The organism is Xenorhabdus santafensis (assembly GCF_033949405.1).
In the GTDB taxonomy this organism is placed as follows: Bacteria; Pseudomonadota; Gammaproteobacteria; order Enterobacterales; family Enterobacteriaceae; genus Xenorhabdus; species Xenorhabdus santafensis.
Genome location: NZ_VCDN01000076.1, coordinates 1 through 13,997, shown reverse-complemented (window position 1 = coordinate 13,997; position 13,997 = coordinate 1). Strand labels below are relative to the sequence as shown.

General features: G+C 42.7%; 14 protein-coding genes. 10 read left to right on the top strand and 4 right to left on the bottom strand.

All coding sequences use genetic code 11. The features are described from left to right. The 3 genes from FE392_RS16665 to FE392_RS21340 all read right to left on the bottom strand — a co-directional run. The coding region (locus FE392_RS16665; RefSeq protein ID WP_319931331.1) for an ORF6N domain-containing protein at positions 1–246 on the bottom strand (246 nt) is incomplete at its 3' end. A 240-nt stretch (positions 247–486) separates the two neighbouring features. Further along, the gene (locus FE392_RS16660) at positions 487–1,197 is read right to left on the bottom strand and encodes a hypothetical protein (RefSeq protein WP_319931330.1); all 711 of its coding nucleotides are present in this window, start codon (positions 1,195–1,197) and stop codon (positions 487–489) included. A gap of 193 nt (positions 1,198–1,390) precedes the next feature. Then, entirely contained in the window at positions 1,391–1,561 is a 171-nt protein-coding gene (locus tag FE392_RS21340; RefSeq protein WP_369292877.1) for an Arc family DNA-binding protein, read from the bottom strand. A 123-nt stretch (positions 1,562–1,684) separates the two neighbouring features. Here FE392_RS21340 and FE392_RS16655 point away from each other — a divergent pair, with 123 nt between their 5' ends. The 4 genes from FE392_RS16655 to FE392_RS16640 all read left to right on the top strand — a co-directional run bounded on the left by FE392_RS16655 (position 1,685) and on the right by FE392_RS16640 (position 6,502). Next, a complete protein-coding gene (locus FE392_RS16655; RefSeq protein ID WP_319931329.1) occupies positions 1,685–2,095 on the top strand; it encodes an Arc family DNA-binding protein in 411 nt (136 codons plus the stop codon). Positions 2,096–2,248: 153 nt separating this feature from the next. Then, the gene (locus tag FE392_RS16650) at positions 2,249–2,629 is read left to right on the top strand and encodes a hypothetical protein (RefSeq protein WP_319931328.1); all 381 of its coding nucleotides are present in this window, start codon (positions 2,249–2,251) and stop codon (positions 2,627–2,629) included. A gap of 2 nt (positions 2,630–2,631) precedes the next feature. Beyond that, positions 2,632–3,156: a hypothetical protein gene (locus FE392_RS16645; protein ID WP_319931327.1), complete on the top strand. Its 525-nt coding sequence runs from the start codon at positions 2,632–2,634 to the stop codon at positions 3,154–3,156. A 64-nt stretch (positions 3,157–3,220) separates the two neighbouring features. Further along, complete coding sequence (locus tag FE392_RS16640) at positions 3,221–6,502, top strand: tape measure protein (protein ID WP_319931326.1); 3,282 nt, start codon at positions 3,221–3,223, stop codon at positions 6,500–6,502. Between the two features lie 53 nt (positions 6,503–6,555). Here FE392_RS16640 and FE392_RS16635 read toward each other — a convergent pair whose 3' ends face one another. Further along, entirely contained in the window at positions 6,556–6,762 is a 207-nt protein-coding gene (locus FE392_RS16635) for a hypothetical protein (RefSeq protein WP_319931325.1), read from the bottom strand. Positions 6,763–7,489: 727 nt separating this feature from the next. Between FE392_RS16635 and FE392_RS16630 the strand changes: the two genes are divergently transcribed. The 6 genes from FE392_RS16630 to FE392_RS16605 all read left to right on the top strand — a co-directional run. Then, complete coding sequence (locus FE392_RS16630) at positions 7,490–8,500, top strand: hypothetical protein (RefSeq protein WP_319931324.1); 1,011 nt, start codon at positions 7,490–7,492, stop codon at positions 8,498–8,500. 527 nt (positions 8,501–9,027) lie between these two features. After that, complete coding sequence (locus tag FE392_RS16625; RefSeq protein WP_319931323.1) at positions 9,028–9,363, top strand: phage tail protein; 336 nt, start codon at positions 9,028–9,030, stop codon at positions 9,361–9,363. After that, positions 9,360–10,064 (top strand): phage minor tail protein L, encoded by a 705-nt coding sequence (locus tag FE392_RS16620; protein ID WP_439153503.1) that lies wholly within the window; start codon positions 9,360–9,362, stop codon positions 10,062–10,064. The genes FE392_RS16625 and FE392_RS16620 overlap by 4 nt, the downstream gene beginning before the upstream one ends. A 2-nt stretch (positions 10,065–10,066) precedes the next feature. Then, a complete protein-coding gene (locus tag FE392_RS16615) occupies positions 10,067–10,780 on the top strand; it encodes a C40 family peptidase (RefSeq protein ID WP_319931322.1) in 714 nt (237 codons plus the stop codon). Beyond that, positions 10,723–11,298: a tail assembly protein gene (locus tag FE392_RS16610; RefSeq protein ID WP_319931321.1), complete on the top strand. Its 576-nt coding sequence runs from the start codon at positions 10,723–10,725 to the stop codon at positions 11,296–11,298. The genes FE392_RS16615 and FE392_RS16610 overlap by 58 nt, the downstream gene beginning before the upstream one ends. Next, on the top strand, positions 11,298–13,997 hold a 2,700-nt coding region (locus FE392_RS16605; protein WP_319931320.1), incomplete at its 3' end, for a TipJ family phage tail tip protein. The genes FE392_RS16610 and FE392_RS16605, both read left to right, overlap by 1 nt.

Genomic DNA, 13,997 nt, shown 5'->3' with positions numbered 1-13,997 from the left:
CTCGCTTAAAGATAGTCTGTTCTTAAATTCTTTTAGAAATAAACCAGTTAACTTAAAGAAATGCTTCCCTTCGGTGAATCTGTCAGCATTTCTTGTGTGGTTTTGCTGGATTCTAATCGCATCAGTTTCATAAACATTGGCCAACATCTCAGTAGTAATAACCGGAATGCTGTTGTGCATGATGGCGATCATATGTTCTACTGAGCGGGAGTGTTTAGTTAATTCGTTAACTGTTATAATAGTCATGTCTAAACTCCTTCGTGGGATGGTAGACGTTGTATAAGAGGCCCCGAAACTATTACCAGTAGTTCGGGGCTTCGCTGTTTTAACGCGATACTATTTATTACGTGACTGTTACTTTTTGTAAAGATTCGTATTGTGAATTTGGGAAGCACCTCGAAAACTTGTTCAATTATTTAATTGAATGATTACATTAGTTTCGCAATGTGATAATTTAGCTGGCTCGCCTTCCTTGGCAATCAAGTACTAAGCCACTTCTGTTTTCAAATCTGTGGCTGAAAACCTACCCAGCTTAGGGTGATACCACCATGAACCACGTTGCTCTGCTTGTATCATCATTTGACGCAAGGCTTTTTCGAATGATTCTTCATGCACTACAGCCATCTGAGTAACCTGCCCACCCGGTGCAACATGAGGGACTTTTTTGTGAGGCACTGACCAAGCCATGACTAACTGCCTGCTTTTAGCATCACTCAGCCCGTAAGTGGCTTTCAGGTAGCTGTAACCTTGGTAGCCAACAGGGATGGTTCCTTGCTCCATATGCTCCATTTTCTGTTCTACAATAGCGATGCGGCGATCGTGCTCAACATTTGCCAATGCCATAGCTGCAATAATTTCATTTGGTGTTGTTGGCTTGCTGTTGTACATAGTTTCCAATTTATCGACTAGTGAACGGCGAACCGCCTTTGATTCACGAGCAGCAACACGAAGAGCCTGTTTGATATTCATTGCGATTACTTCAATCGGCCTACCGCCAGCTTCACCAGAAGGTTTTACGAAAGTTTCGTAAAACTCTCCATTAAGTTCATCCTTGACTCTATTTAAGAAGTCGTTATTTCTGATTGGCTTTTCATTGCACTCTTGACGTGTTTGGTTCACAAGAATCAACAACTGCTGGGTGTCAATGGTTTTTTCGGTGACAAAATTGAAGCTATTTGCTACATTATTATTAGTCATTAAAAACTCTCCATAGAGTAGTCTGATGGAAACCAGCAACGGCAAACTGCTGGTTTTCCTGTTGTTAGAACACTTGCAGGTGTTCTGGAAAATTGAATTGTCATTCGTTACAATGGCTAAGTTGTTTATCTCGCACGGTAAATAACACTCAGAGGCCCTAACTGCCCCCAAAGCAGTTGGGGCTTCGTTGTTTCTACGCTGCATTCTTCCGTTGTCCTGCTACTCTATTCATTCTGTCTTTTAGTATTTTCACTATCTCAGCATTTAGAGAGCGTCCGCTTTTGCCTGATTCCTCTTCATACCACGCTCTGACTTCAGGTGGCATTCTTAAAGGATAAGGGGGGATTCTTTGTTTATGACTCATAATGATTCCTTTTTTCTCCTTGAAATTAGATTTCACAGTCGAAGTATGGATCCTATGGATTCCATTGTCAAGTTGATGTTTGTTAATTAAACTTGTTAGTATGAATCATAAGGAGTCAATATAATGTCACGCATAGCACCATACCCGCTAAGGATGCCACCAGAAATGAGGAGTAACCTAGAAGATAAGGCGCAGACTTCAGCAAGGAGCTTGCAACAAGAAATTCTTTTTAGGTTGGAAAAATATCAACAAATAGAGACGCTTATTGTTTCTACTCAAAAAAATAGAGGCAATATATACAAAGATGATATATACGACTATATTGCCGAGCTAATGAGAAAAACTAAATCCATAGAGGAAAAAGACGAAGAAATTAACAGGCTAAAAAAAGAAGAAGCTGAACTACGCAACTCATTAAAACTTTCAGAAACCGACAGGTTCATGAAAATTAGTCAGCAATCCGAAATTATTGAAAAAGCTATTGGCCTTTTGATTGATGCTCTACCACCTAACTACAACAAAAAAGCCCCGTGATGGGGCTTTATGCTATCTGGCTTATATCGAGACCCTCAATTTAAGTGTTTCAGACATTTCTCATTTTCGAAATAGTGACCTATGTAGCTGTTATTTTGCTCAACTTTGCGGGGTAAGTGGACTACAATCAGGAAAATTTAACGATGAGGGATTGTGATGAGGAAGTTATTGATAGCCGGAGTTTCTTTTTTAGTATTGATATTATCTGGTTGCTTGGCAACGCCTAATGAAGCCAGAAATAAGACTCCGAATTTTGAAGGGAATAGTAGCAAGACAGCAAAAGAGCTTGCTGGGTGTATATATAATGGATGGACGAATACAAGAGTCTTATTAGAGCGAGATAATACAACTCATACCGAATATTTTGGCAATACAATTACTATATTTACTGTCAATGATGTCATGTTTGCAGATGTAAAAAGTTCTGCTAATGGATCAAATGTTAAATTTTACAAAACAACACTTGGGGCTGTTCCTGTCGAATGGAATAGAAAAGAAATTATAGAAAAATGCTTATCTGATAATGGGAAATAATAATGAAGAGATTATTATTCGCCCTTATATGCGGTTTTTTATTATCAGGCTGTGACGATTCACCTGCTGTCTTTGGTATAAAATTAGGTAGTAACTTTGATGACCTTGCCAAGCAAAACTTGGTAGAGGAGATAAAGCTTGAGCAGTCTGAAAAATATATTGTTGATGCCAAATTAAAAAGAGCACCCAATCCAGATGCTGGGAGTGATGCTGAATATCATGTTATGCACCATAATGGAAAGATATTTGGCATCTATGCGTATGTGGATAATGAATCTAAATCAAAATATGACTCTCTTTCTAGTTACACTCAACAAATACTAGGCGAACCGATAGCAACAGAAAATAAAGTGACAAATGAGGCGGCAGTGAAAGAAACTCCATATAAGTGCCTCATAGATCCTGATTGCGTTAAAGCTGAATACCGCATTTATAGAAAAGGTAATATAAACGCCGCCGTTGTGAAGTATGACAAAAGAATGAGAATTCAGTTTGACACTGACGACGCAAAAGACTTGTTTGAATAATCACCAAAAGAATAATCCAAACCCTGCCACTTGGCGGGGTTTTCTTTTTTAAAGAGGATATAAAATGGCAGAGCATCAAGTAGGAAACATTGTTTATCAAGTCTCAATGGATGTTGCACAATTACTATCTACACAAAGGCAACTAGATTCACGCTTAGGACAAGTGGAGCAGCGTTTTAACCAAACTGGACGCTCAGTGCAGGGAGCTGAAAAAGCATTATTAAGCCTGTCAAGGGCTGCTACAGCAGTAACAGCAGCATTGTCCGTCGAAAAGATAGCCAGTTATGCCGACGCTTGGGTTGTGGCTAATAACAAGTTGGTTAACGCCGTTAAAGCAAATGAAACTCTGGCAGAAGTGACTGAGCGTGTCTTTAATATCGCCCAGAATTCCCGTGCTGGTTTGGATGGCACTGCTGCATTATATGGTCGCCTTGAGAGAGCTACACGTAGCTATGGTATGTCGGCAAATGATGTGGCAAAACTCACCGAAACTGTAGCAAAAGGTCTGGTTGTTTCAGGTGCAACCGCCGCAGAATCATCGAGTGTCATGATTCAGTTCTCGCAAGCTATGGCTTCGGGTGTCCTGCGTGGTGAAGAATTTAACTCCATGTCCGAGAACGGCAGTCGCCTAATTGCGGCATTGAGTGATCACCTTGGCGTGAATATTGGTCAACTAAGAAAGATGGCAGCAGAAGGTAAATTAACTGCCGAGATTGTGTCAAAGGCTTTTCTGGCTCAGTCAGAGGTTATCTCTAAAGAATTCGGTAAAACGTCAGCGACAATGAGTCAATCAATAGAAGTAGCTGCGAATAACATGACCAAGTTCTTTGGGCAATCTACCACGGTTCAGACGGCTCTTAAGGTATTTAATAGTACTCTGGTAACGGTCAGTGAAAACATGGATCTGGTTGCTGGTGCTGCTACTGCATTAGCTGTAGTTATGGGGTCAAGAATGGTTGGTGCGATGACATTAGCAGCCAGCCAAAAAATAACAAATGTCAGGGCTTCTATTGTGCTAGCGCAAGCCAATAAAGCAGAGGCCGAAAGTGCATTGTATGCTGCCAACATGATATTACGTAAGGCAGAAATGGATAAAGTTGCTGCTATTGAGGCATTACGCCGCGCTGAGGCTGAATATGCCGCCGCAAAGGGAACTGATGCAGCGGCGGCAGCGCTAAACAGATTAACCGCAGCTCGCGCTACAGCAACCACAGCAACCGCTTCATACAAAGCTGCACAAGATGCGGCCGCCGTCGCTCAAGCAAGGCTAACAGCAGCCACAAACACCGCCAGTATTGCAATGAATGGACTTAAGGGGGCGATGGCATTTTTAGGTGGGCCGCTTGGCGTAGTCATGCTTGCAGCAACAGCGCTTTATTATTTCCATCAACAAGCGGAAGACGCAAAGAATGAGGCCAAAGATTTATCTCTTACTGTTGAAAAGTTGACTGGAGATTTAAAAAATCTGAATAAGGCTCAACTTGAAAGGAATAAAGTTGAATTAGAACGGAAGCTGGTCGAACAACAGGAGCAAATAGAAAAACAAAAGACAAAGGTAAGTGGCATTCAATGGGACGTTGATAACAATGGCGGCTTTATATATTCCAGAAAATCCAAAGAAGAAATGGATGAACTCAAAGGCGATTTGACGGTAGCCAAGGGTGTTCTTGCTGATATGGAAATTGTAAAAGGAAACTACAAGGAAGCCATTGAGCGTACCAGTGATGCAATTGCTAATAATACAACGCTAACCAATGAGAACGCAGACGCCAACAAGAATAGAAATGGCTCACTGGATGAGGCATCTAGCAAAGCTGCGGACTTTATCACCAAGCTTAAAAATGAAAATGAGTTACTCAGGACTCAAAAGGGATTAAAGCGAGACTTGAAAGCCGCAGAATTCAAGGCTGATGAGCTGAAGGCAACCCCTGATGAGAGAGAAAAGATAGAGGAAGAAACCAAAAAAAATCACGAACTCAAGGAAGCTGAAAAACAAAGAGAAGACGCCGCAAGGGATGCAGAAAGTGCAGCCAAGAGAGCCGCGGATGAAGCCAAAAGACAGGCTGAAGACATTACTAACGCACTTTCCAGACAGAGAGAAGAGATAGATAGGCTCAAGACTGGTTACGAGGAAGCCAGTCTTAAAATGGCGCAATATGATGCCGCTAAAGCCATGCCGAAAGGATCGTCACCCGAAGAGATTGAACAGACCAGAAGAAACGCTAAAGAGAAGTATGAACTTGAAAAAGATGCAGAAGCCAGAAAATGGTTTCTTGAGCAAGATTCTTTGGCGAAATCCAAGAAGACAATGGATGAAGAGTTGGATTATCTGAGTCGTGTTTTAGTTCAAGAATTAATTGAGATAGAGGAATTTCATAAGCGCGAAAAAGAGATAAGAGAGCGCTACAAGAATAAGCAAACGGAAGACGAAATTAACAAAAAAGTTGATTCATCTGTGAGCTTCGAAGATGGGCTATTGGGCAAAGCCGACCCCATTCAACAACTCCAGAATGAATACACTCAGAAAATGGCATTGCTGGATGCCTATAATGCCCATGATATTGGCGAACATGAAAGAATACTGCAACTCAAATCTGAATTAACCCGTAAATTCAATGATGACATGACCGCCGCTCAGTGGGATCAGTGGAAGAACCAAAATGAGATGTATCAGTTCCTTGGTAGTTCTATTGAAGCACTAGGCCAACGCTCTGCCAACGCCATCACCGGGCTACTAACCGGAACTCAAAGCGCTAATGATGCCATGCGTAACCTAGCACTAACCATCACTAACGAGGCTGTTAGTGCCCTGGTTCAAATGGGAATGCAGCAAGTTAAAAACATGGTCATCGGTAAAGCAGCCAACACCGCCGCCGCAGCATCGGCAGCAGTAACAGGTGCTAGTATTACTGCATCTATGGCACCTGCTGCCGCTGCAACCAGCGTCGCTACAATGGGAAGCGCTGCAACTGTCGGGATGATGGCAATGGCAACTGCGGTTCCTGCCATGATTGCATTACTCGGCGCTCGTAAAAATGGTGGGCCGGTTAGCCCAAACGGGGCTTACCGTATCGGTGAAAATAACCAGCCAGAAATTCTTAAAGCCAGTAACGGTCATCAATATTTATTGCCGGGTGACAGAGGTAAAGTGATTAGCAATGGGGATATGGGAGGAGGGGGTAAGACTTTGATTCTACAGCAAACGAATCAGATCACAATTAAGACACAAGGCGGCGTTACTGAGCAAGACGCAAGAATGCTTTCCAATATCATTGATGCTAAAATGACCGAGTTTGCGGTGAATCAAATGAGAGATGATGGTCTTTTTGAGAAAATTGGATATTAATAAAAATACGGCCCATCAAATTAGATGAGCCGTAAAATTATTTATGTTCAAGATTACCCTTCATTCTCTTTGAGCACCTGAATAGCTTGCTTTTCAATTTCTTCAAGGGTTAATTTCTTAAAATTACTTTCGCCTATTTCATGAAACCATACTTCAGGTATAGAAATAGTTATTCCAAGAATTTTATCTTCTAGTTGAGCCTCTACTGACGAAGAATAACCAGAACGAAAGTTGCTAAGTGCAGTTAGTGTTAGTGCCATTTGTTACTCCTTATTAGAGGTAATTATTTATTCCTCTACTTAATTATTATTTGAATTTGATTCAAAAAGTTATATTAACATTTGCTGTTGCACCCAAATATATTAACGAGTGATTATGGTCGTTTGAAATTATTTAGGGTTACTTTGATCTTAGTACATATCGTGAAAGTTGCAATTATGAAAAATAACAAATTGAAACTACTTTAATATCAAATAATTATTTTCTACTGAGTTCTATATGAATTAACTATTCCGCTGCCTAATAGGATTAACTTCCTAACTTCTAAGTTGGAGCCAGTTACAGCCTTACAATCAAGAAAGCTTGAAGCTATGATTGTTTTGCAGAGTGCAGAAATGAAATCAGCCATAAAGAACTAAGAGATCTTTTTATGGCAAACTGAAAGGCATACGACTTAGCACAATCTCTTGGGTTCGGACTGTAAAACATACAAAGCCATTAAGACCCGCTTCGGCGGGTTTTCTTTTGTGTGGCAATAGCTGGTTAGGTTCTGAGTTTAGGGAGTGATGGTTAAAATTCATCAACGCTATATAAAAATTATATCCCTTTACCATCTCACAGATTAAGAAAGTTCTGATCACATATTAGTAAAAGTGATTTAGTATGGCGAGCCACACAATGGCGAATAAGTGATTTGAAAGGCAAGTGAATTAAAATAGCTCACTCCTTCGCTGCTAGCTAAGAATTGTTTTGCTTAAGGTGGCACCAATGAATGAAGAAGAAAAAAATACCATAACTGAGCGTTCCAAAAAACCAAGAACTATTAAACTACGAGCATTTAAAATAAAAAATATTGATATCACTAGATCTCATAGCGAGGTTAAAGATTCGCTACTTACTAAGCTGAATAAAACAGCTATGGTAAAAGATAGATGTTTGCTTCTTAGTTCAGAAGATCCCAAAAAAGAACAAGACTTAATTTCGTATTATCAAACATCAGAACAAACTAACGCCATTTCTTGTACTATGCTCAGAATTGCGCCAAGTAGTGATATAGAGCAAATCCCAGATAATTTGCTTGAGAAAAAAAATTTCACTATGGAAGAACTCGAAGGTACAGGCATTGAATCCGCCGTCATTTGTAAAGATCATTACTATTTCGCTATAAGCAATGATTTTTTAGTTACAAATTTAGCCCTAAACAAAACAATACGCTCCCTACAGACATATATTGGTTGGTTCATAAACAACGAGCTTGTTGAGTTCACGCCTATGGTGGACGTCAACCACCAAACCAAATTGAAAGATATAAAAGCAATTATTGTCCGAGATCCAGCTCCCCTACCAGCGCCTAGTAACACAGCAATAAATAATAATGGCCAAACAACACAACTAGCTGAATCATCAACAAAAATAAAACTAACGGAAACGGTCATTGCTTATTTGAGTAGTGTAATGTCAAACACAACCACTTTTGCACAAATCCAAGATAGTCAATTAATCTCAGCTGAGTTATTGATAAAATTCAAAAAACCCAGAAAAATGACACAAGATGAATACGCCAATATACTTGGAGCTTACTTGAAGCCGGTTAGTGACCTTGATAACATTTCATTCAAAAGGGCTGATGGCAAAACAGAAGTAAAAGGAAAAGACCTTTTAAGAATAAAACCTGTTGACATAGAAGTAACAGAAACGGGTAAACTTGTTGAACAGCAGGTTTTTCAAGAGATGAACAAATTCCTTATTGAGCTGAAAAATGAAACGGAAAGTAGCTAGTTTACTATTTATCATAGTAATAGTTGTAGGTTGCTCATCCTTAGTTGATGCGCGACCGGATTCCTTTTTGATTTCAACACTGTATACAGTAGCCGGGATCATGTTTTCTATCGGGTTAGGGTTAATAGTTACATTCAATATATCTGGTGTTAAAAATAAAAATTACATCCAGGACATAAGACTAAGCTTAAGAAATGTTAGAAACTCCTTTTTAGTGCATTTTGGTTTAGCAACAACCTACCTTTTGCTGAATCAATATCTGCCTGATTCAAGCTATTCGTTTGATATTAAAGGAATAACAATTTATTTTAGCTTTCCCATATTATTTTGTGGCTTGCTGATTTATTCAATTATTTTTTTTATTATCAACTTCTTAGAAGTACAAAAATTGAATCACGACATCTTTGATAAGATAAATAGCGAACAATAACCAGCCCGCCCCGCGCGGGTTTTTCATTTCTAACGCCGCCTAGTGCGGTTTTTTACATTCAATAACCCTCTTAGGAGGGTTTTTTTATGGGTGAAATATGACAAAACCAGAATTCAAATGGCGACCTCAAGCTAACTATGAAGTCACTCATGAGCCACGCGTAAAAGTGATTAAGTTCGGTGACGGTTACGAACAGCGTATCAAGGACGGCATTAATAACCAGTTAAAGCGTTACCAACTTAACTTTATGGAGAAAACGGAAACAGGGAAGGCTATTGATGCGTTTCTACGGGCAAGGGGGGCGGTGGAATCGTTCACATGGCTAACCAGTGACGATAATCAATTACGCACCTTTGTATGCCGTTCTTGGACAGTAAACCGACAACGGGTGATGTGGTCTATCAATTGTGTCTTTGAGGAGGTGGTGGCGTGAGAGACATCCCAAAAGAGATGCGGATTGCGGTGACTGAACTGAGTCAGAACGCAATTCTGAATCTCTATGAAATAGATTTAACGGCGTTTGGTGGTGATATTTACCGTTTTCATGATGGCATGAATGGCAAGCTGGAGCCGGTTATCTGGCAGGGCATGCGCTATGAGGCTTATCCGGTTGAAGTGTCAGGCTTTGAGATGAATGGCAAGGGGCCAAGTTCCCGACCCAAAATGATATTTGCCAACGTTAACGGCTTTATTACGGCAATCAATCAGGACTTCAACGATGCGTTAGGCGCGGTCGTGACACGTCATCAAGTGCCTGAGATTTATCTGGATGCGGTCAATTTTCCCAATGGCAACCCACAGGCAGATCCAACCCGTGAAGCGGTCAGCAAGTACTTGATAGAGCAGAAACAGGATTCAAATGCGGACTTTGTGACTTATGTGCTGGCCTTACCGAGTGAAACGGATGGCGCTTTAATTCCTGCGCGTGTAATTCAGGCGGATATCTGTGGTTGGCAATACCGTTCAGCGGATTGCGGTTATGATGGCCCGCCCGTAGCCGACGAGAAAGACCAGCCAACAAATGACCCGCTTAAAGACAGATGCTCCAAAAAATACACAGGTTGCCTCAAACGATATCCACGTCCTCAGCCCATGCCCATTGGCTGCTTTCTGGGCGCTAACAAACTAGGCTAATTATGATTGAAAAAGAGATTATCGCCCACGCGAAAGCGGAAGGGGTGAGGGAATCGTGCGGCCTGATTTCAGGTGGACGCTATTTCCCATGCCGCAATATTTCCCCAGATCCCGAGAATTATTTCGAAATTAACCCGGATGACTGGATAACGGCGGAGTGCTTTGCAGACATTGAAGCCGTTGTTCACAGTCACCCAAACGGCAAGCCTCGATTGAGTGCAGGGGACAGGGAGCAGCAACTCAAAACGGGATTGCCATGGTGGCTGGCCTGTGGTGATCGGGTGCATAAATTCCGCCCGGTTCCCCGATTATTGGGCCGTGAGTTTATTCATGGTGCACAAGATTGCTACACACTGATTCAGGATGCTTATCACCTTGCAGACATCGAGTTGGATGATTTCAGTCGTGAAGATGAATGGTGGAACAAAGGGCAAAACCTTTATCTCGATAACGGTGTCAGCCAAGGCTTTGAACAAGTGGATGAGATACAGGAAGGTGACATTATTCTCATCACACTAGGCAGTCAAATACCCTGTCACGGGGCTATCTATATCGGCAATCAGCAAATCCTCCATCATAGGCCAGACCGTATCAGCAAACGCGATGTTTACGATGGTTACTGGCTCAAATACACCCATTCCATATGGAGACACACACAATGGTCAAGTTACAGCTTGGAGGCCATCTTAGAAGATTTGGCCGTCGCTACGAATTAGAAGTGCGTGATGCAGCGGAAGCTATCCGGTGCTTGTGCTATCAGTTACCCGGATTCCAGAAAGCAGTGTCTGATGGGCATATCCGTGTGCGTATTGCCGGGCGTGATATGACAGAAGCCAATATTCCAGTGGGGATGAACCATCCCCTGCATGATGGCGATATCGTCACTATTGTTCCGGTGGTAGGTGGTGCAGGAGGAAATGGCGGTGTTGGCATGGCTATTTTGGGGGTTGTAGCGATTGCAGCGGCATTCTGGACAGGTGGAGCATCTATTGCTGCATGGGGTGCTTTATCTTCAGGGTTAGCCATTGCTGGTGTCGCCTTAATCGGTGCGGGGCTGTCTTCAATGTTAACGAAGATGCCACAGCCGCCTGAAATGGGGTCAAGTAAAACGAGCGGAAACAGCTATTTCAACTCGCTGGAGAACCGCATTGGACAGGGTTATCCCGTGCCAATTGCTTACGGCGAGATGGTTGTGGGTTCAAATGTAATTTCTCAGGGCTTGGAGACGGAATAATGGCGAAAGGCGGGGGCGGTGGCAGCACACCCAAATTGCTGGATGATAATCTTAAAAATAAGCAGTTTTTAAAAATTGTCGATTTGGTCAGTGAGGGGCAAATAGACGGGCCAGTGGGTGGCTTACATGGTTTCAGAATTAACGGGACACCCGTTGTTGATAAAAATGGACACCCTAATATCAATGGCGTCACTGTACAGTGGCGCGCAGGCACTCAATCTCAAGAACCCTTAAAAGACTATCCATTTGTTGAAAGTGAAATCCCTGTCAGTGTTGAAGTAAAAAAAGATACGCCCATTCTCCGAACGGTATCCAATCAGGATGTGGATCGCATCAGGTTTACTGTGGGTGTGAGCGCGCTGGTGAAAACAGACGACAAGGGAAACCAAAGCAACAGCATGGTAGAGCTGGCGATAGCCGTGAATGATGGTGAGGGATGGGTGCATGCCAAGACGATTCAAATAGGCCCGGCTAAAATCAGCGGGCAGTATTTGGAGTCCCATACCATTGACGCCCCCAAAAAGAAGCCATTTCAAATCAGGGTATCGCGCTTAACGGATGACAGCAAAAGCGACAAACTCCGCAACGGTACAGTCTGGGCCAGTTACACCGAAATCACTGATACTTTAATGAGCTACCCCAATAGTGCCGTGGTGGGGATGCGCATTGACCGCTCTTTGTTTGCCGATACCCCAAAGCGCACTTATCACATTCGCGGCATGATTGTTCAGGTGCCGGATAACTACAACCCTGAAACTCGTGAATACAAGGGGGTGTGGACAGGGCGATTCAAGCCCGCTTACACGAATAACCCTGCTTGGATTTTCTACGACCTAGTGACCAATACACGCTATGGCATCGGGAAGCTGATGGGGACGTTTGGTTGTGAAAAGTTCGCATTGTATGCCATCGCTCGATACTGTGATGAGATGGTGCCTGATGGCTTTGGCGGAACTGAACCGCGTTTTACCTGTAACGCTTACATTGCCACCCAGCGTAAGGCGCGTGATGTACTGGATGATTTGGCGTCAGTCTTTCGAGGGATGCAAGTCTGGAACGGACTGAAACTGACTGCATTTCAGGACAGGCCATCAGATCCGGCATGGACATTTACCAATGCAAACGTCGTTGAGGGGAAATTTAACTACAGCTCTGCATCAAAGAAAGCCAGGCACACTGCAATTGAGGTCACTTGGGTTAACCCGGGTAACGGCTGGAAGAACGAGAGGGAAATTATTCAAGATGATGAGCTGTCAGAGCGATTTGGGATTAATGTTAAAAAGGTCGTGGCCTTTGGCTGCACCAGCCGCGGACAGGCTCATCGTGTCGGCAAATGGATAATCGAAACTGAAAAATTGGAAACGGATTCAATCACCTTCAGTGCCGGCGGTGAGGGGATTAATTGCATCCCGGGTGATATTGTTGAAATCGCAGATAACAGTTTTGCTGTTGCCCGAGTCGGTGGACGAGTGCTTTCTTTCTCTGGCAAAGAGGTCAAGCTTGATGCTCCTGTTGAATTTACTCACGAGGAAACGGGCTATTTCTCTTACATGGGCAGCGAGGGGAAATTTGTCAAAATTGATATCGAATCCGCCAAAGGTGATGTGATTACTTTAAAGGATGAACCCAAGGGCTTACGTCAGTGGGGCGTTTTCTCGGTATCAAAAAAATCCTTGGTTACTCGATTATTCAGGGTAATGAGCATTGCTGAAGATCACAAGACAGGCAATTACAATTTCACCTGTATTCAACACGAACCTCAAAAAGAAGCCATTGTTGATAATGGTGCCAATTTTAAGGATAACCCAACAACACAAAATGTCATTCGCTTGCCTAATATTGAACGCCTGAGCATTGCCTATATCCTCGATAGTTCACAGGTACAAGCGCGTGCCATGTGGGCAACCACAACCATTAACCGGAATATTACTTTTGATGTTGCCGTCTATCGTGACAATAAAGTGGTTTCTCGCGGCAACACCAAAGAACTGGAATATTACTTTAATGGTTTAGATGCTGGCGTGTATCTGGTTGGTGTCCGTGCTCGTGATGACAGTGGAATGCTGGGGGATGAAACCAAAGTACAACTGGTTATTGGTGCCCCCGCTGCACCTTCTACGGTCAATATTGAACCGGGCTTTTTCGAATTGAAAGCCATTCCTCACATTAGCGCGCCCAAGACGTTAGATACTCAATTTGAGTTCTGGTTTTCCGAACGCCAGATTATCGATATCAATGACGTTGAGGCAAAAGCGGATTTCTTGGGCATCGCCAAATTCTGGATTAAAAGCCAACTGAAAGCGGGGACTAAGTATTGGTTCTATGTTCGCAGTGTGAACGAGTTTGGTAAATCACATTTTGTTGAGGCCGCAGGAGAGCCGAATGATAACACCAAGGAAATTTTAGACGAGTTGGGGAATAAGTTTCTCACCACTGAAGCCGGGAAGCGACTAGAAGAGCAGATAGGTTATCTGGGCGAAGCTGACTTAGAAAACAGTATAGCCATTCAGCAGAATGCGTTTGACCTGTGGAAGCGGGACGGTGAGAACAAGGCGGAAATTAAACGACTTGACCGCGTGTTTGCCGATGAAAAAGAAGCATGGGCGCAGTCATTCAAGGAAGTGAAATCCAGCGTCGGGGAAAACCGTGCATCCATTATGGAAAATCAGAAATCGGTTAACAAACTGGACTCGTCACTT

Bases quoted from the DNA above. Each gene is read 5' to 3' on its own strand.
- FE392_RS16660 (WP_319931330.1), bottom strand. From the start codon at position 1,197: ATGACTAATAATAATGTAGCAAATAGCTTCAATTTTGTCACCGAAAAA.
- FE392_RS16615 (WP_319931322.1), top strand. From the start codon at position 10,067: ATGATTGAAAAAGAGATTATCGCCCACGCGAAAGCGGAAGGGGTGAGG.
- FE392_RS16655 (WP_319931329.1), top strand. From the start codon at position 1,685: ATGTCACGCATAGCACCATACCCGCTAAGGATGCCACCAGAAATGAGG.
- FE392_RS16645 (WP_319931327.1), top strand. From the start codon at position 2,632: ATGAAGAGATTATTATTCGCCCTTATATGCGGTTTTTTATTATCAGGC.
- FE392_RS16640 (WP_319931326.1), top strand. From the start codon at position 3,221: ATGGCAGAGCATCAAGTAGGAAACATTGTTTATCAAGTCTCAATGGAT.
- FE392_RS16610 (WP_319931321.1), top strand. From the start codon at position 10,723: ATGGTCAAGTTACAGCTTGGAGGCCATCTTAGAAGATTTGGCCGTCGC.
- FE392_RS16630 (WP_319931324.1), top strand. From the start codon at position 7,490: ATGAATGAAGAAGAAAAAAATACCATAACTGAGCGTTCCAAAAAACCA.
- FE392_RS16625 (WP_319931323.1), top strand. From the start codon at position 9,028: ATGACAAAACCAGAATTCAAATGGCGACCTCAAGCTAACTATGAAGTC.
- FE392_RS16635 (WP_319931325.1), bottom strand. From the start codon at position 6,762: ATGGCACTAACACTAACTGCACTTAGCAACTTTCGTTCTGGTTATTCT.
- FE392_RS21340 (WP_369292877.1), bottom strand. From the start codon at position 1,561: ATGAGTCATAAACAAAGAATCCCCCCTTATCCTTTAAGAATGCCACCT.